The organism is Candidatus Pantoea symbiotica, assembly GCF_056491525.1.
This window is the reverse complement of record NZ_JBSZHR010000002.1, coordinates 303,068-320,332: the sequence shown is the minus strand read 5'-3', so window position 1 is coordinate 320,332 and position 17,265 is coordinate 303,068. Positions and strand designations below refer to the sequence as shown.

At 54.2% G+C, this 17,265-nt stretch carries 15 protein-coding genes; 4 read left to right on the top strand and 11 right to left on the bottom strand.

Going from position 1 to position 17,265, the window contains the following annotated elements:
• Nucleotides 1-198 precede the first annotated feature (198 nt).
• The 3 genes from ubiU (at nucleotide 199) to ACXIZX_RS02080 (ending at nucleotide 3,216) form a co-directional block, all read left to right on the top strand.
• A complete protein-coding gene (gene ubiU / locus ACXIZX_RS02090; RefSeq protein WP_061718239.1) occupies nucleotides 199-1,194 on the top strand; it encodes a ubiquinone anaerobic biosynthesis protein UbiU in 996 nt (331 codons plus the stop codon).
• Between the two features lie 9 nt (nucleotides 1,195-1,203).
• Nucleotides 1,204-2,088, top strand: a complete 885-nt coding sequence (locus ACXIZX_RS02085; protein WP_179451903.1) for a U32 family peptidase — start codon at nucleotides 1,204-1,206, stop codon at nucleotides 2,086-2,088.
• Nucleotides 2,089-2,205: 117 nt separating this feature from the next.
• The gene (locus tag ACXIZX_RS02080; protein ID WP_179451902.1) at nucleotides 2,206-3,216 is read left to right on the top strand and encodes a luciferase-like monooxygenase; all 1,011 of its coding nucleotides are present in this window, start codon (nucleotides 2,206-2,208) and stop codon (nucleotides 3,214-3,216) included.
• A 3-nt stretch (nucleotides 3,217-3,219) separates the two neighbouring features.
• On the opposite strand, the gene ACXIZX_RS02075 is transcribed toward ACXIZX_RS02080, so the two are convergent.
• Nucleotides 3,220-4,137 carry an AraC family transcriptional regulator gene (locus tag ACXIZX_RS02075; RefSeq protein WP_179451901.1) on the bottom strand — a complete coding sequence of 306 codons (918 nt, stop codon included), beginning with the start codon at nucleotides 4,135-4,137 and terminating at the stop codon, nucleotides 3,220-3,222.
• Between the two features lie 183 nt (nucleotides 4,138-4,320).
• Here ACXIZX_RS02075 and ACXIZX_RS02070 point away from each other — a divergent pair, with 183 nt between their 5' ends.
• Nucleotides 4,321-5,067 (top strand): SDR family NAD(P)-dependent oxidoreductase, encoded by a 747-nt coding sequence (locus ACXIZX_RS02070; protein ID WP_061718243.1) that lies wholly within the window; start codon nucleotides 4,321-4,323, stop codon nucleotides 5,065-5,067.
• 68 nt (nucleotides 5,068-5,135) lie between these two features.
• Here ACXIZX_RS02070 and ACXIZX_RS02065 read toward each other — a convergent pair whose 3' ends face one another.
• The 10 genes from ACXIZX_RS02065 to rimP all read right to left on the bottom strand — a co-directional run bounded on the left by ACXIZX_RS02065 (nucleotide 5,136) and on the right by rimP (nucleotide 17,179).
• On the bottom strand, nucleotides 5,136-7,046 hold the full coding sequence (locus tag ACXIZX_RS02065) for a DEAD/DEAH family ATP-dependent RNA helicase (protein ID WP_008104286.1): 1,911 nt from the start codon (nucleotides 7,044-7,046) through the stop codon (nucleotides 5,136-5,138).
• 16 nt (nucleotides 7,047-7,062) lie between these two features.
• Nucleotides 7,063-7,119, bottom strand: a complete 57-nt coding sequence (gene yrbN / locus ACXIZX_RS02060) for a protein YrbN (protein WP_098053093.1) — start codon at nucleotides 7,117-7,119, stop codon at nucleotides 7,063-7,065.
• Between the two features lie 104 nt (nucleotides 7,120-7,223).
• Complete coding sequence (gene nlpI, locus ACXIZX_RS02055) at nucleotides 7,224-8,108, bottom strand: lipoprotein NlpI (RefSeq protein ID WP_008104288.1); 885 nt, start codon at nucleotides 8,106-8,108, stop codon at nucleotides 7,224-7,226.
• 129 nt (nucleotides 8,109-8,237) lie between these two features.
• Entirely contained in the window at nucleotides 8,238-10,376 is a 2,139-nt protein-coding gene (pnp, locus tag ACXIZX_RS02050) for a polyribonucleotide nucleotidyltransferase (protein WP_008104291.1), read from the bottom strand.
• A gap of 309 nt (nucleotides 10,377-10,685) precedes the next feature.
• Complete coding sequence (rpsO, locus tag ACXIZX_RS02045) at nucleotides 10,686-10,955, bottom strand: 30S ribosomal protein S15 (protein ID WP_036620269.1); 270 nt, start codon at nucleotides 10,953-10,955, stop codon at nucleotides 10,686-10,688.
• Nucleotides 10,956-11,088: 133 nt separating this feature from the next.
• Entirely contained in the window at nucleotides 11,089-12,033 is a 945-nt protein-coding gene (gene truB / locus ACXIZX_RS02040) for a tRNA pseudouridine(55) synthase TruB (RefSeq protein WP_061718244.1), read from the bottom strand.
• Nucleotides 12,033-12,440 (bottom strand): 30S ribosome-binding factor RbfA, encoded by a 408-nt coding sequence (rbfA, locus tag ACXIZX_RS02035; protein ID WP_479403517.1) that lies wholly within the window; start codon nucleotides 12,438-12,440, stop codon nucleotides 12,033-12,035. Before rbfA ends, truB begins: the two co-directional genes overlap by 1 nt.
• A gap of 66 nt (nucleotides 12,441-12,506) precedes the next feature.
• Nucleotides 12,507-15,197 carry a translation initiation factor IF-2 gene (gene infB / locus ACXIZX_RS02030; RefSeq protein WP_061718245.1) on the bottom strand — a complete coding sequence of 897 codons (2,691 nt, stop codon included), beginning with the start codon at nucleotides 15,195-15,197 and terminating at the stop codon, nucleotides 12,507-12,509.
• A gap of 17 nt (nucleotides 15,198-15,214) precedes the next feature.
• Nucleotides 15,215-16,702 (bottom strand): transcription termination factor NusA, encoded by a 1,488-nt coding sequence (nusA, locus tag ACXIZX_RS02025; RefSeq protein ID WP_008104302.1) that lies wholly within the window; start codon nucleotides 16,700-16,702, stop codon nucleotides 15,215-15,217.
• Nucleotides 16,703-16,726: 24 nt separating this feature from the next.
• Nucleotides 16,727-17,179 (bottom strand): ribosome maturation factor RimP, encoded by a 453-nt coding sequence (gene rimP, locus ACXIZX_RS02020; protein ID WP_036620302.1) that lies wholly within the window; start codon nucleotides 17,177-17,179, stop codon nucleotides 16,727-16,729.
• Nucleotides 17,180-17,265: the final 86 nt, after the last annotated feature.

The window sequence follows — 17,265 nt, the reverse complement described above, 5'->3', positions numbered from 1 at the left end:
ACATTCCCTTCAGAAAATTTCATCTATTTTGCCACATCTGACCGGCGTCGCCTCCACTGAGATCAAGGAAATCGCCGCCTGGCTGGACGAAAAAGCTTCACTCCCGATCATCAATGCCGCTTTCACTGCCTTAAATCAACATTGCTGTCGGGTCAGTTATTTACACTCTTCGGCTTCAGAATCCGGGGAGGAAAATGTATGGAACTGCTGTGTCCGGCGGGGAATTTGCCTGCGCTGAAATCGGCGGTGGAGCATGGTGCTGACGCGGTGTATGTCGGCCTGAAAGACGATACCAATGCCCGCCACTTTGCTGGCCTCAATTTTACCGATAAGAAACTGGCTGAAGCCGCGCGCTATCTGCATCAGCATCGCCGCAAACTGCATGTGGCCATCAACACCTTCGCCCATCCTGATGGGATGAATCGCTGGCAAAGCGCGATTGATGTTGCCGCCCAGAACGGTGCGGATGCGCTGATTCTGGCGGATATTGCCACGCTGGAGTACGCGGCAAAACGCTATCCGCAGGTTGAGCGTCATCTTTCGGTACAAGCCTCCGCCACCAATCTGCAGGCCATTCATTTTTATCATCGTCACTTTCAACTTAGCCGCGTTGTGCTGCCGCGCGTGCTATCGATGCATCAGGTCAAACAGCTGGCGCGTGAGACGCCGGTGCCGCTGGAAGTATTCGCCTTCGGTAGCCTGTGCATTATGGCCGAAGGCCGCTGCTATCTCTCATCCTGGCTGACCGGCGAGTCGCCTAACAGCGCAGGTGCCTGCTCGCCAGCGAAATTTGTCCGCTGGCAACAGACGCCCAAAGGCATGGAATCACGGCTGAATGAAGTGCTAATTGACCGCTATGCGCCCGACGAGAGCGCGGGCTATCCCACGCTGTGTAAAGGGCGTTATGAAGTGGATAACCAGCTCTATCACGTGCTGGAAGAACCCACCAGTCTGAACACCTTGTCGCTGCTGCCTGAACTGCTGCGCGCCAACATTGCCTCGGTGAAAATTGAAGGTCGTCAGCGCAGCCCGGCATATGTGGCGCAGGTGGCAAAAGTGTGGCGTCAGGCCATCGATCGCTGCATGGCATCGCCTGAGCAGTATGTCGTGCAGGAACCCTGGATGCAGGCGCTGGGCGAGTTATCAGAAGGCAGCCAAACCACGCTCGGTGCTTATCACCGCGACTGGCAATAAGGAGATCGCATGAAATACGCCATCGGGCCGGTGCTGTGGTACTGGCCAACAGAAACGCTGGAAACCTTTTATCAACGCGCCGCCGAGAGCAGTGCCGAAATCATCTATCTCGGCGAAGCAGTGTGCAGCAAGAGACGCGCGACGTCGTTCAATCAATGGATGGAGATTGCGCGCATGCTGGCGCTGCAGGGTAAGCAAGTGGTGCTGAGTACGCTGGCACTGCTGCAGTCGCCCTCGGAAGTTAAGGAGCTGCGACGCTATGTCGAGAACGGTGAGTTCCTGCTGGAAGCCAATGACATCGGCACCGTGAACATGGCGGCAGAACGCAAATTGCCGTTTGTCGCCGGACCAACGCTCAACGTATATAACGCGCAGACGCTGCAACTGTTGCTGCAAGAAGGCATGACGCGCTGGTGCATTCCGGTGGAGATGTCTCGCGACTGGCTAATTCAGCTGCTGCAGCAGTGCGATGCGGCGGGCGTGCGCGAGCAATTTGAGGTGGAAGTGCTCGGTTATGGCCATCTGCCGCTGGCGTTGTCGGCCCGCTGCTTCACCGCACGCGCCGAGAATCGCGGCAAAGATGATTGCCAAACCTGCTGCATCAATTACCCAACCGGCCGCCGCGTGCTTTCACAGGAAGGCCAGCAGGTGTTTGTCCTCAATGGCATTCAGACCATGAGCGGTTATTGCTACAACCTCGGCAATGATTTGAGCGGCATGCATAACTGGATCGACATTGTGCGTCTGTCGCCACAGGGCGAAAGCACGCTCGCCGAAGTGGATCGCTTCCGCGCCAACGAAGCCGGTCAGGCCCCGCTAATGATGGCGCGCGGCAGCGACTGCAACGGATATTGGCGTCGCCTGGCCGGGATGGCGCTTGAAGGCGAGCGGTAAAGGCACATTCCGGCTATATTCCTGCGGTTATTAGCAGTTTTAATATGGGTAACGATGAGTGATACTCACAAGCGCAGGTCCGACTAAACACCTGCGCCATCCCTATTTGGAGTGCCCATGTCTGAGAAAAAAACTGTTCGCCTGTCCGTGTTGGATCTGGCGCCTATTCCACAAGGTTCCGCTGCACGCGATGCGTTCCATAATTCGCTGGCGCTGGCCCGTCAATCTGAAGCGCTGGGTTTCCACCGCTACTGGCTGGCTGAACACCATAATATGACGGGGATTGCCAGCGCCGCGACCTCAGTCTTGATCGGCTATTTAGCCGCCAATACCGAAACGCTGCGCCTCGGCTCAGGCGGCATCATGCTGCCCAACCACGCGCCGCTGGTGATCGCCGAACAGTTTGGTACCCTCGAATCACTCTATCCTGGCCGTATCGATTTGGGACTGGGCCGCGCGCCCGGTTCGGACCAACGCACCATGCTGGCGTTGCGTCGTCATCTTTCCAGCGCCCAGGCAGATAGCTTCCCGGAAGATGTTTCTGAACTGATTCGCTGGTTTGACGCCGAAGAGGGTGAACATCCGCCAGTTCAACCGGTTCCGGGTTTAGGATTGAAAATTCCGGTATGGCTGCTCGGTTCCAGCCTGTATAGCGCGCAATTGGCCGCTCAGCTTGGTTTGCCGTTTGCGTTTGCCTCGCATTTCGCACCCGATCTGCTGTTCCAGGCGCTGCATGTTTATCGTGAGAAATTCAAACCTTCGGCGCGTCTGGCGAAGCCGTATGCGATGGTGTGCGTCAACGTGGTCGCGGCCGATAGCGAGCGTGATGCGCGCTTCCTGTTCACCTCGATGCAGCAGCAGTTTATTAATCTGCGTCGCGGCAAGCCGGGTCCACTGCCCGCGCCGGTGGAGAACATGGATAATCTGTGGTCACCTTCCGAGCAATATGGCGTGCAGCAGGCGCTGAGCATGTCGATTGTCGGCGATAGCGATAAAGTCCGCAGCGGCCTTGCCGCGCTAATGCGTGAAACCCAGGCGGATGAAATCATGGTCAACGGCCAGATTTACGATTCGCAGGCGCGTCTGCGCTCCTTCGCGCTGGCAATGGAAGCGGCACGCACGCTGTAAACCTCATTGCGGTGGGTTTACCCACTCTGGACCCACCGCAATGGTTCGCGCGTCACGCGCCGGTGACTGGCCGTGAAAGCGGCTGTATTCGCGACTGAACTGCGAAGCACTTTGATAGCCCACCCGATAACCCGCCGTACCGGCATCCAGCTTCTCAATCAACATCAAACGACGCGCCTCGTTGAGCCGCAGCTGCTTTTGATACTGCATCGGCGTCATCGCCGTTACCGCTTTAAAGTGATGATGCAGCGATGAAATACTCATTCCCACGCTGCTCGCCAGATGATCCATTTTCAATGGATGATGAAAGTTTTCCCGTAGCCAGCGTGCAGCACGCGCCACTTTGTTGCCTGGCCGCTCCGTCAACGCCATGTTGAGAATACGCGGCCCTTCTGGCCCGGTCAGCAGACGATAGAAAATCTCCTGCTCAATTAACGGTGCCAGCGCGGCAATGTCCTGCGGATGATCCAGCAACTCCACCAAACGCATCACTGCATCCACCAATGGTGGCGCAACTTTATGCACGGCGATACCGCGCTCGCTAACCGCCGTGCTGCCGAGATGATGGTGTGGAAAGTGTTCCAGATAACGCATCAGCCGCGTTTCGTTGATGGTGATGCCCACGCCAAGATTTGGCTTCTCTGGCGTCGCCATGACCACACAAGATTGCACCGGCATATCGAGCGTCACCAGCAGCAAATCGCCCGGTCCGTAATGCATCACTTCATCGCCCATGCGTAGCGCTTTTTGCCCCTGCGCGATCAGAGCAAAGCTGGCCCAGGTCGCCACATGCGCCAAACTGGTGGGCTGAGAGCTGCGGCCGAAAGAGAGAAAATCGATCGGGCAATAGTGACGACCATCCTGCGGCGCATGGCGGGCAATGATTGCCACCAACTGCTGCCATTGTTCCTGATGAATCATGCGTTCTGCGCTCCGCGATAAGAAATCACTGAGTTGATATTCTCGCTTGTCGCTGGCGTTGCGCCTAGTCCTTGAGCAGCAGATTTGCAGGATCGTGCAAGAAGCTTGCAGGATTGCGCTACCACCCGATTGTATGGACAGCGCATGCTTTATCTTCCCCGAAATCTCAGGTGGAGAGATACGATGAAAACACTTGAAGGCAAAATTGCGCTGGTGACGGGCGCTTCGAAAGGCATTGGTGCCGCCATCGCCATGACTTTCGCGGCGGCCGGTGCTCGGGTGGTGGTGAATTATCTTCAGGACGAAGTGGGTGCGGCGGATGTGGTGACCGACATCCAGGCGCTGGGTAGCGACGCCATCGCCGTACAGGCGGATATCTCACGCGAGGCCGATGTGCAGCGCCTGTTCGCTAGCAGCATTGAGCAGTTTGGCGCACCCGATATTGTGGTGAATAACGCCGGCATTTTTCACCACGGTGACTTTACTGACCTTAGCATCAGCGAAATGCAGCAGCAGCTGAATGTGAATCTGCTGGGCACCTTGCTGGTGTGTCAGCAGGCGGCAAAACATTTCCCCGCACGCGGCGGTTCCATCATCAATCTAAGCGCCTTAAACAGCCAACGCAGCACGCCCGGTTCGGTGCTGTGGGCGGCAACCAAAGGCGCGATCGATACCTTGACGCAAGGCCTCGCACGGGAACTTGGGCCACGCAATATTCGCGTCAATGCGTTAGCACCCGGCATTATTTTGACCGAAGGTTTGCTGGCGGCGAAGAAGATGCATCCGGAGTTGAAGGCACAGCTGATTGCCGCTACGCCGCTTGGACGCTTTGGCTTGCCGGAAGATGTGGCGCAAGTCGCGCTGTTTCTGGCATCGGAAGAGGCGGCATATGTTAGCGGTGAACGCGTGCTGATTGCTGGCGGCGTGTAAACTTTACTTTCCACAAGCATAAAAAAAGGGACGCATCAGCGTCCCTTTTTACTTTTAGCGTTTAACGCTTATGCGTCACGACGACGAGGTGCAGCTGCGCCTTCTGGACGCGGGCCACGACCACCTTCACGGCTGAAGCGTCCGCCTTCGCGGCCACCTTCACGACGCTCGGAGAAGCGACGTGGAGCGCCTTCGCCACGTGGAGCACCCTCACCGCGCGGTGCGCCATTGCCACGACGTTCGCCGCCAGCAGATGGACGACGTTCGCTACGCTCGTGCACCGGTGCATCACCCATCAGCTGCATATTCATCGGCTTGTTCAGAATACGCGTACGAGTGAAGTGCTGCAGTACTTCGCCCGGCATGCCTTTCGGCAGCTCGATAGTTGAGTGAGTACCGAACAGCTTAATGTTACCGATGTAACGGCTGCTGATGTCGCCTTCGTTAGCGATCGCGCCAACGATGTGACGAACTTCAACACCATCATCGCGGCCTACTTCAATGCGGTACAGCTGCATTTCGCCAACGTCACGACGTTCACGACGTGGACGATCGCCATCGCGGCTGTCACGGCTTTCGCGTGGACCACGAGAATCACGTGAATCGCGACGCTCACCACGGTCAGGACGATCGCTGAACTCACGACGCGCTGGACGTGGTGCTTCTGGTGGCAGAATCAGTGGACGTTCGCCCTGAGCCATTTTCAGCAGTGCTGCGGCCAGAGTTTCGATATCCAGATCTTCGCCCGGCTGCATTTTGCTCAGCAGTGCGCGGTACTGGTCCAGATCGCTGCTTTCCAGCTGCTGCTGTACTTTAGCCGCGAACTTAGCCAGACGACGCTCACCCAGCAGTTCTGCATTCGGCAGTTCAACTTCTGGAATGGTCAGCTTCATGGTGCGTTCGATGTTGCGCAGCAGACGACGCTCGCGGTTCTCAACGAACAGCAACGCACGACCTGCACGACCTGCACGGCCGGTACGACCGATACGGTGAACGTAAGACTCTGCATCCATTGGGATATCAAAGTTTACGACCAGGCTGATACGCTCAACGTCCAGACCACGTGCGGCAACGTCGGTCGCGATCAGGATGTCAAGACGACCATCTTTCAAACGCTCCAGCGTCTGCTCACGCAGTGCCTGGTTCATGTCACCGTTCAGTGCTGCGCTGTTATAACCGCTGCGCTCCAGCGCTTCGGCCACTTCCAACGTGGCATTTTTGGTACGCACGAAGATGATGGCTGCATCGAAATCTTCTGCTTCCAGGAAGCGAACCAGTGCGTCAGTTTTACGGCCGTAAGCGGTCCAGTAAGACTGAGAAATGTCTGGGCGCGTAGTCAGGCTTGACTGGATGCGCACTTCCTGTGGATCTTTCATGAAGCGCTTGGTGATACGACGAATCGCTTCTGGCATGGTTGCTGAGAACAGCGCGGTCTGATGACCGTCTGGAATCTGCGCCATGATGGTTTCAACGTCTTCGATGAAGCCCATACGCAGCATTTCATCAGCTTCGTCCAGCACCAGACCGCGCAGGTTAGACAGATCTAACGTGCCTCGCTTCAGGTGATCCAGCAGACGACCAGGTGTACCCACAACAACTTGTGGTCCCTGACGCAGTGCGCGCAGCTGAACGTCATAACGTTGGCCGCCGTACAGGGCTACAACGTTAATGCCACGCATGTGTTTAGAGAATTCTGTGACGGCTTCAGCAACCTGTACCGCCAATTCGCGGGTCGGTGCCAGCACCAAAATTTGCGGTGCTTTAACAGTAGGATCAATGTTGTTTAGCAGCGGCAGTGAGAAAGCCGCAGTTTTACCACTACCGGTCTGCGCCATACCCAACACGTCACGGCCAGCCAGCAGGTGAGGAATACACTCAGCCTGGATTGGAGAAGGCTTAACGTAGCCCATACCGTTCAGTGATTCGAGGATGTCGGCGTTCAGGCCAAGGTCAGCAAAAGTGGTTTGAATATCAGTCATGTAGTACACGTGCCTCTTAGATTGCGGCGGCCAGTCTACATAACTCGTCGTGAAAACTTTCAGTCATTTTCATCAAAAAGTGTGAACCGGCTCAAATTAGAAGTTTTGACGAACAGAAAAGCCCTCATCTCTGAAGATGATGACTTTACAGGTATTCAGGCAATAAAAGTTCGTCAGCTATTGCTGGTCAGATTCTGATAAATCGTCTTGTGTCTGGCCGAGTTGCGCCAGTTCCAACAATGCGTATCGGTGCTCAACAAAGTTGTTTACGTTGTTGGCCACCGCCAGTTTGAACAACGCTTTCGCGTCGTCCTTCTCCCCCAGACTTAGGTAGTACTTACCTAAATAGAAGTTGGTTTCACTGAGATGTTCAGCGAGCGAGGTGTTATCCGTTGCGTCCGCCTTGAGACGTTCCATCAGCGTTTTTTCACTGATGTCGCCAAGGTAGAACTCGACAATATTCCATCCCCATTGATCGCGAACCGCTTTGTCATGACGCTGTCTCAGCGTAACTTTTGCCTTGTCGGCATCCATATCGCTTTCAACGAGATAGAGCCAAAGGCTGCGGAATGGATCGTTAGGATCGTCTTGATAAAACGCCAGCAGATCATCTTGCGCTAACTTGTATCGACCGCCGTAATAGAGGGCGATACCACGGTTTAAATGCGCATAGTTGTAAGTTGGATCAAGCTCAAGTACAGAATCAAACGCTTCATAGGCAGCATCAAAGTTGCCTGCCTGCGTTAAGTATATACCGAGATAGTTAAATACCTCAGGCATATCTGGTCTTATAGACAGCGCTTGCGAAAAATCGTTCCGCGCTAGTGCCCTCAGACCCAAACTATCATACAACACTCCGCGCTCATATAATAGCTGTGCGCGTTCATCATCGGTCAGGGCACGACTGGCAAGAATTTGTTCCATGCGCGCTAGGATCACCTCTTGCTGCAGTGTGGGCTGCAAAGGTACTGCCAGAACTTCGTTCTTACGCCAATTGGAGTTGCTGCATCCTGCCAGCGTGATAGCTGTCGCAACAAAACACCAGCGCAAAAAAGGCTTCATTTCCCACTCCCGAATACAAACATTGGGACAACCATCCTGTCATCCTCCTGCTGTGCACAAGGATTCCCGCCCTCGCGATGATCTAAACACCTCTCCCCGCAAAGCAGGGAGAGGTAAATCGGTAAACGCTTACTCGGCGTCAGATGCATCAGATGCAGCGGTAGCAACTTCTTCCGCTGGTTTCTGCTCTGTCGCTTCTTTGATGCTCAGGCGTACACGGCCCTGACGGTCCACTTCCATTACTTTCACTGGAACTTCCTGGCCCATCTGCAGATAGTCGGTCACTTTCTCTACGCGCTTATCGGCGATCTGAGAAATGTGAACCAAACCTTCTTTACCGCCGCCGATTGCCACGAAGGCACCGAAATCAACGATACGTGTCACTTTACCTGAGTAAATGCGGCCAACTTCGATCTCAGCAGTGATCTCTTCGATACGACGAATGGCTTCTTTAGCTTTCAGGCTATCAGTTGCAGCGATCTTCACGGTGCCGTCATCTTCGATTTCGATGGTGGTGCCGGTTTCTTCGGTCAGCGCACGGATAACCGAGCCGCCTTTACCGATGACATCTTTGATCTTGTCTGAACTGATTTTGATGGTGTAAATGCGCGGCGCGAACTCAGAGATTTCCTGACGCGGCGTGCTGATTGCCTGTTCCATCACGCTCAGGATGTGCAGACGCGCACCTTTAGCCTGATTCAGAGCAACCTGCATAATTTCGCGGGTGATGCCTTCGATTTTGATATCCATCTGCAGCGCAGTAATACCATCGCGGCTACCTGCTACTTTGAAGTCCATGTCGCCGAGGTGATCTTCGTCACCCAGGATGTCAGACAGAACCACAAAGTTGTCGGCTTCTTTAACCAGACCCATCGCAATACCGGCTACGGCTGCTTTGATCGGTACGCCAGCGTCCATCAGTGCCAGAGAAGCACCACACACGGAAGCCATTGAAGAAGAACCGTTAGATTCGGTGATTTCTGAAACCACACGCACGGTGTATGGGAAGTCAGCTTGCTTAGGCATTACTGCCAGCACGCCACGCTTCGCCAGACGACCGTGACCAATCTCACGACGCTTCGGTGAGCCAACCATACCGGTTTCTCCCACGCAATACGGAGGGAAGTTGTAGTGGAACAGGAAGCTATCAGTACGCTCGCCCATCAACTCATCCAGATTCTGCGCATCACGTGCGGTACCCAGCGTTGCGGTAACCAGCGCCTGCGTTTCACCACGGGTGAACAGTGATGAACCGTGCGTACGTGGCAGTACGCCAGTGCGCACGTCCAGACCACGAATCATATCTTTCTCACGGCCATCGATACGCGGTTCGCCACGGATGATGCGGCTACGAACAACGCTCTTCTCGAGATCGTGTACGATGTCAGCGATATCGCCAGCGTCCAGCGTCTCATCTTCAGCCTGCAGTGCCGCAATTGTTGCGTCTTTCACTGCGCCAACCTGAGTGTAACGCTCTTGCTTATCAGTGATGCGATAGGCATCGCTGATGCCCGCTTCTGCCAGTGCAGTAACGCGTGCGATCAGTGCATCGTTAGTTGGCAGTGGCTGCCAATCCCAACGTGGTTTACCGGCTTCGGCAACCAGCGCATTAATGTTTTCGATAACGATCTGCTGCTGGTCGTGGCCATATACCACAGCACCCAGCATCTGCTCTTCAGTCAGGATGTCAGCTTCTGATTCCACCATCAGCACCGCGTTCTGGGTACCGGCAACAACCAGGTTCAGACGTGATTCGTTGATTTCATCAGCAGTTGGGTTCAGCACGTACTGGTCATTGATATAACCGACGCGCGCTGCACCGATTGGACCATTGAACGGCAGGCCAGACAGAGCCAGTGCAGCAGATGCACCGATCATCGCAACAATGTCTGGGTTAACCTGTGGGTTAACTGAAACCACGGTCGCAATAACCTGAACTTCGTTAATGAAGCCTTCCGGGAACAGCGGACGAACTGGACGGTCAATCAGGCGTGAGATCAGGGTTTCGCCTTCGCTTGGACGGCCTTCACGACGGAAGAAGCTACCCGGGATACGACCAGCAGCGTAAGTACGCTCCTGATAGTTAACCGTCAGCGGGAAGAAATCCTGACCTGGTTTAGTTTTTTTCTGGCCAACAACGGTAACGAATACAGCAGTGTCATCCATGCTCACCATTACTGCAGCGGTAGCCTGGCGCGCCATCATGCCGGTTTCCAGCGTGACGGTATGCTGACCATATTGGAATTTGCGTACGATCGGGTTCAGCAAAATTTAAGTCCTTAAATTCAGGGGCGCAGCCCACTCTGGCGCGCCGGGGATTACCGATCTTCAGTTGCATCCTCGCGACTAATGACAACCTTAACCGCCCATGCGGTAAAGCCTCTCATTAGCCGCGCGAACCTCTGCAAGCAAAGATCACTCTCTGCAACAATACATGAGTTTGGTCCGGATTGCTGCGGATTGCTCGAAAAAAGGGGCCATAAAGGCCCCCTTTTCGCGAAACTCGCACAAATCTGATCGTCAGATGCGTTTTTTTGCATAGTGCATGCGCTACACCCTTGATCAGATTCTTCAGACTTAGCGACGCAGACCCAGGCTTTCGATCAGACCGGTGTAGCGAGCAACGTCTTTACGCTTCAGGTAGTCCAGCAGCTTACGACGCTGAGATACCATGCGCAGCAGACCGCGACGGCTGTGGTGATCTTTCTTGTGCTCAGAGAAGTGACCCTGCAGGTGGTTAATCTGAGCAGTCAGCAGAGCAACCTGAACTTCAGTTGAACCGCTGTCGTTGGTACCACGACCGTATTTAGCAACGATCTCTGCTTTAGCTTCTACGCTTAGAGACATAATAAACTCCAGTAAATAATGAATGTATGGGTGCCGATCTCTAATTCAGCAGCCCGCTTTTAAAGCCGCGCCATTCTACTCTTCGCCTGATAGCAACGCAAATGCGCCGTTAGGTCAAATGCGAGAGGATTGATTACGCAGGAAATTCTACCACCAGACGACGCGGCGCCACGCGCCCATCCTCGGCGATTTCGGCCATACCAATGAATTTGTGCTCATTACCTTCAGTCACGCGCACCAATCCCTGTTCCGGCGCATCCGCCACCTGAACCGGCATACCCTGTTTAAAATAAGCCGCCACCGCAGGCAGCAAATTCACAATCGGGAACTCTTCTGCCGGGCTATCCATCGGCAGCAATAACGCATCGAGCGCGCTGTAATCTGGCGTTTCTGCCATATTGACGGTGGCCGCCACGTCCTGCAGCTGCTCGAGCGTCACCATTCTTTCGATCGGATAACGCGCCACTTGCAGACGACGCAGCATGATAACGTGCGCACCGCAGCCAAGGCGCTCACCGAGATCATCGATGATAGTGCGGATGTAAGTGCCTTTAGAGACGTGAATCTCCAGCTCAAGCTCATCACCTTCCCAGCGAATAAACTGCAGCTCAAACACTTTGATCGGGCGCGCTTCACGCGGCACGGTAATGCCTTCACGTGCGTACTCATACAGCTTGCGTCCCTGGTACTTCAGCGCGGAGAACATGGTCGGCACCTGCATGGTGTCGCCACGAAAATAGTCCAGCGCCGCGTCCAGTGCCGCCTGATCAAAAGTAATCGCACGCGTCTCAACAATATTGCCGTCGGCATCAGACGTATCGGTGCGTTCACCCAAGCGAGCAATGACGCGATAACGCTTGTCAGAATCGAGCAGATACTGCGAAAACTTGGTGGCTTCGCCGAGGCAAACCGGCAGCATGCCGGTCGCCAGTGGATCGAGGGCGCCGGTGTGGCCCGCTTTATTCGCATTGAACAGACGCTTTACTTTCTGCAGCACATCATTGGAAGAGGCGCCTTGATGCTTATCCAGCAGAAACACACCGTGGACGTCGCGACCGCGACGACGAGGACGACTCATTAGTCCCCCTTGTCATCTTCCGCCGGGCTATCGCCACGACGCTCAACATCGCTCTTAATGACATTGCTGACCAGGTTCGACATGCGCATACCTTCGATCAGCGAGTTGTCGTAGAAGAAGGTCAGCTCCGGCACGATACGCAAACGCATAGCTTTGCCCACCAGCGTACGGATATAGCCAGAGGCTTCTTTCAGCGCCTTCAGGCCGTTTTGTACCGCTTCTTCATCTTTGTCATTCAAAAAGGTCACAAACACCTTAGCATAGGCGAGATCGCGCGACACTTCGACGCCCGAAACTGTCACCATCATACCAAGACGTGGATCTTTAATTTCGCGCTGCAGGATGATTGCAATCTCTTTCTGCAACTCCTGAGAAACGCGCTGTGGGCGGCCAAATTCTTTTGCCATTATTTCTTTCTCCCAAATAATTCGGGAGGCCAGAGGCCTCCCAAATTGCAACACATCAAATGATGATCAATCGATGGTGCGTTTAATTTCAATCACTTCGAACACTTCGATCATATCGCCAACGCGAACGTCGTTGTAGTTCTTCACGCCGATACCACATTCCATGCCGTTACGAACTTCGTTAACGTCATCTTTGAAGCGGCGCAGAGATTCCAGCTCGCCTTCATAGATAACCACGTTGTCACGCAATACGCGGATTGGGTTGTGACGTTTGATGTTACCTTCGGTGACCATACAGCCCGCGATGGCACCAAACTTCGGTGATTTGAACACGTCACGTACCGCAGCCAGACCGATAATCTGCTGTTTAAACTCTGGAGCCAGCATACCGCTCATTGCTGCTTTCACTTCGTCGATCAGATTATAGATGACGGAGTAGTAACGCAGGTCAACGTTTTCAGCGTCAATCACGCGGCGAGCAGAAGCATCAGCACGCACGTTGAAGCCGAGAATGATAGCGTTGGATGCTGCAGCCAGCGTTGCGTCGGTTTCGGTGATACCACCTACGCCTGAACCGATGATGCGCACTTTCACTTCGTCGGTAGAGAGTTTCAGCAGCGAATCAGAGATGGCTTCAACAGAACCCTGTACGTCAGATTTCAGTACGATGTTGAGCTCAGACACTTCGCCTTCAGTCATGTTGGCGAACATGTTCTCCAACTTAGACTTCTGCTGACGCGCCAGCTTAACTTCACGGAATTTGCCCTGACGATACAGTGCAACTTCACGCGCTTTCTTCTCATCACGTACGACAGTCGCTTCATCACCTGCGGCCGGCACACCGGACAGACCCAGGATTTCCACTGGAATGGATGGACCCGCTTCCAGCACTTCACGACCCAGTTCGTCACGCATCGCACGTACACGGCCGTATTCGAAGCCGCACAGCACGATATCGCCTTTATTCAGCGTACCTTCACGTACCAGCACGGTAGCAACCGGACCACGACCTTTGTCGAGGAACGATTCAATGACCACGCCGCTCGCCATACCTTCACGGATAGCAGAGAGTTCCAGTACTTCTGCTTGAAGCAGAATTGCATTCAGCAGGTCGTCAATACCGGTACCGGCTTTCGCGGATACGTTAACGAACATGTTCTCACCGCCCCACTCTTCCGGAAGAATTCCGTATTGGGTCAGTTCGTTCTTAACGCGGTCTGGATCAGCATCTGGCTTATCGATTTTGTTGACCGCAACAACCACTGGCACACCGGCTGCTTTCGCATGCTGGATAGCTTCAACGGTCTGAGGCATCACGCCATCATCAGCAGCAACAACCAGGATAACGATATCCGTGGCCTGCGCACCACGAGCACGCATTGCGGTAAACGCGGCGTGGCCCGGGGTATCGAGGAAGGTGATCATACCGTTGTCAGTTTCAACGTGGTAAGCACCGATATGCTGGGTAATACCACCCGCTTCGCCTGATGCCACCTTCGTTGAACGAATGTAGTCAAGCAGAGAGGTTTTACCGTGGTCAACGTGACCCATGATAGTCACGACCGGAGCACGAGACTCTTGCGCAGCATCGGTATCACGATCGTCCATTACCGCTTCTTCCAGCTCATTCTCGCGGCGCAGGATCACTTTATGACCCATCTCTTCCGCGACCATCTGAGCGGTTTCTTGATCGATAACCTGGTTGATGGTCGCCATGGCGCCCATCTTCATCATCGCTTTAACGACCAGAGAACCTTTGATCGCCATTTTGTTGGCCAGTTCAGCAACGGTGATAGTTTCACCGATGACGACATCGCGGTTAACAGCCTGAGCTGGCTTGTTGAAGCCCTGCTGCAGGGTGCTTGGCTTACGATGTTTGCCGCCTTTGCCGCCACGAACCTGCGCACGCGCTTCTTCGCGATCGGTTTTGGCTTCAGAATGCTTGTTGCCTTTCTTCACCGGGCGAGCTGCTTTGGTGGTGCGAGCACGTGCACGGCCAGCTTCAACCTGGCGATCGTTCTCGTCTTCAGCCTGACGGGCGTGAGTTGAGGTAGTGACGTGATAGTCGCCTTTATCCTCTTCTTCAGGTTTGGCCCATTCAACAGCTTTTTCTTCAGCCAGGCGGCGGGCTTCTTCAGCCACGCGGCGCGCATCTTCTTCCAGCTTACGGCGTGCTTCTTCTTCTGCTTTACGTTTCAGTTCGGCAGCTTCTGCTTCACGACGGGCTTTATCAGACTGCGCAGCCTTGGCTACTACGTCGGTAGGTTGATTAGTCAATTTCTCTTTTTCCGCTGCTTCACGTTTGGCCTTGTCAGCGGCTTCGCGCTTGGCTTTATCTTCGGCTTCACGTTGCGCTTTCTGTTCAGCTTCGCGACGGGCTTGTTCTTCCGCCTCGCGACGCGCCTGCTCTTCCGCTTCACGCTGCGCCTCGGCTTCCGCTTCTGCCTGAGCTTGCTCAGACTCTGCGTCGCCTTTCACGTATGTGCGCTTTTTGCGGACTTCAATTTGTACCGACTTACTTTTACCCCCGGTGACGGGAATATTCAAGGTGCTGCGCGTCTTGCGCTGCAAAGTCAGCTTGCTTGAACCGGTCTGACCGTGCTCACGATTCAGGTGAGACAGTAAGGTTTCTTTCTCTTGCTGGGACACCGCATCGTTCTCAGACTTACGGATCCCTGCATCAGCAAATTGCTGTACCAGGCGATCGACCGGGGTCTGAATTTCGGCGGCCAGCGATTTTACGGTTACATCTGTCATGCTGTTCCTTCCTGTTATTACGCGTCATCGCCGAACCAGCAGATATTACGTGCAGCCATAATCAGCGCACCGGCTTTCTCGTCATCCAGCCCTTCAATATCTGTCAGATCGTCAACACCTTGCTCAGCGAGATCTTCCAGCGTGCAAACGCCTTTCGCCGCCAGGCGATACGCCAGCGCACGATCCAAGCCCTCAAGATTCAGAAGATCCTCAGCGGGCTCCTGATTACCAAGGCTCTCTTCTTTCGCTAATGCCAAGGTAGTTAACGCATTTTTTGCTCGTTCACGCAGGGCTTCAATGGTCTCTTCATCGAGGCCGTCGATTTCCAGCAGCTCGTTGATTGGCACATAAGCCAATTCTTCCAGCGAAGAGAAGCCCTCTTCCACCAGAATGGTGGCGAACTCTTCGTCGATGTCGAGATGTTTGGTGAACATATCGATCGCTGCATGGGCTTCAGCTTGGTGCTTGGCCTGCAGATCATCGACGGTCATCACGTTCAGTTCCCAACCGCTCAGTTGGGAAGCCAGACGCACGTTTTGGCCGTTACGGCCGATCGCCTGAGCCAGATTGCCGGCTTCAACAGCGATATCCATGGTGTGATTGTCTTCATCCACCACAATTGACGCCACATCGGCTGGCGCCATAGCGTTGATAACGAACTGCGCCGGGTTGTCGTCCCACAGCACAATGTCGATACGCTCGCCACCCAGCTCGCTTGAAACCGCCTGGACACGCGCACCGCGCATACCGACGCAAGCGCCCACTGGATCAATACGTTTATCGTTGGTCTTCACCGCGATTTTGGCGCGTGAACCCGGATCGCGCGCTGCCGCTTTGATCTCGATAACTTCTTCGCCAATTTCTGGCACCTCAATGCGGAACAACTCGATCAGCATCTCTGGCTTAGAACGGGTGACAAACAGCTGCGCGCCACGCGCTTCAGGGCGAACGGCGTACAGCACGCCGCGGATACGGTCACCTGGACGGAAGTTTTCACGCGGCAGCATGTCTTCACGCACAATCACGGCTTCAGCATTGCTGCCGAGGTCCAGTGAAATGTTGTCGCGGTTCACTTTCTTCACCACGCCGGTGATGATTTCACCTTCGTGTTGACGGAACTGATCAACCACCATCGCGCGCTCAGCTTCACGTACTTTTTGTACGATAACCTGCTTAGCAGTTTGGGTGGTGATACGGTCGAAGGTGACAGATTCAATCTGATCTTCGACAAATTCGCCCAGATTGAACGCTTCGTCTTCATAACGAGCTGCATCCAGCGTGATCTCGCGAGTCGGCTGCGTGACTTCTTCCACAATCTGCCAGCGACGGAAGGTGTCGAAATCGCCGCTGCGGCGATCGATGCTGACACGCACTTCGATCTCTTGCTCATACTTCTTTTTGGTCGCAGTGGCCAAAGCGCTCTCCAGCGCTTCGAAGATTTTCTCACGCGGCAGGGCTTTTTCGTTAGAAACGGCTTCTACTACAGCTAAGATCTCTTTGTTCATCCTGGTTAGCCTCAATCCGGACTTTTAAAAGTGGGGGACCAGGTTCGCTTTCTGAATGTTGCTCAGCGCGAACACTTCATCGTTACCCTCAACGGTCACCGTGATCATCTCGCCTTCAACAGACTTGATGATACCCTGCCATTTACGGCGGTTTTGTACGGCCATGCGTAGTACCAGGCTCACCTCGTCACCGGCAAAACGTGCATAGTGTTCAGCAGTGAAAAGAGGACGTTCGAGACCCGGCGAGGAAACTTCAAGGTTGTAAGCCACGGTAATTGGATCTTCCACATCCATTACTGCGCTAACCTGGTGGCTAACATCGGCGCAATCATCAACATTGATACCCTCTTCACTATCAATATAGATGCGCAGGGTTGATGTGCGACCACGAATAAACTCAATACCGACTAATTCGTAGCCAAGCGCTTCTACTGGAGCAGAGATCAACTCTGTCAATTTTTGCTCTAATGTGGACAAGCCCACCCCCAAGACATAAAAAAAGGGCCTATAGCCCAGTGTTTCGATTTCCTGATAACAAAAAACCCCGAATATTCGGGGCTTTT

Bases quoted from the DNA above. Each gene is read 5' to 3' on its own strand.
- nlpI (WP_008104288.1), bottom strand. From the start codon at position 8,108: ATGAAGCCTTTTTTGCGCTGGTGTTTTGTTGCGACAGCTATCACGCTG.
- truB (WP_061718244.1), bottom strand. From the start codon at position 12,033: ATGAGTCGTCCTCGTCGTCGCGGTCGCGACGTCCACGGTGTGTTTCTG.
- ACXIZX_RS02065 (WP_008104286.1), bottom strand. From the start codon at position 7,046: ATGACTGATATTCAAACCACTTTTGCTGACCTTGGCCTGAACGCCGAC.
- nusA (WP_008104302.1), bottom strand. From the start codon at position 16,702: ATGAACAAAGAGATCTTAGCTGTAGTAGAAGCCGTTTCTAACGAAAAA.
- ACXIZX_RS02070 (WP_061718243.1), top strand. From the start codon at position 4,321: ATGAAAACACTTGAAGGCAAAATTGCGCTGGTGACGGGCGCTTCGAAA.
- ACXIZX_RS02085 (WP_179451903.1), top strand. From the start codon at position 1,204: ATGAAATACGCCATCGGGCCGGTGCTGTGGTACTGGCCAACAGAAACG.
- infB (WP_061718245.1), bottom strand. From the start codon at position 15,197: ATGACAGATGTAACCGTAAAATCGCTGGCCGCCGAAATTCAGACCCCG.
- ACXIZX_RS02075 (WP_179451901.1), bottom strand. From the start codon at position 4,137: ATGATTCATCAGGAACAATGGCAGCAGTTGGTGGCAATCATTGCCCGC.
- rbfA (WP_479403517.1), bottom strand. From the start codon at position 12,440: ATGGCAAAAGAATTTGGCCGCCCACAGCGCGTTTCTCAGGAGTTGCAG.
- ACXIZX_RS02080 (WP_179451902.1), top strand. From the start codon at position 2,206: ATGTCTGAGAAAAAAACTGTTCGCCTGTCCGTGTTGGATCTGGCGCCT.
- ubiU (WP_061718239.1), top strand. From the start codon at position 199: ATGGAACTGCTGTGTCCGGCGGGGAATTTGCCTGCGCTGAAATCGGCG.
- rpsO (WP_036620269.1), bottom strand. From the start codon at position 10,955: ATGTCTCTAAGCGTAGAAGCTAAAGCAGAGATCGTTGCTAAATACGGT.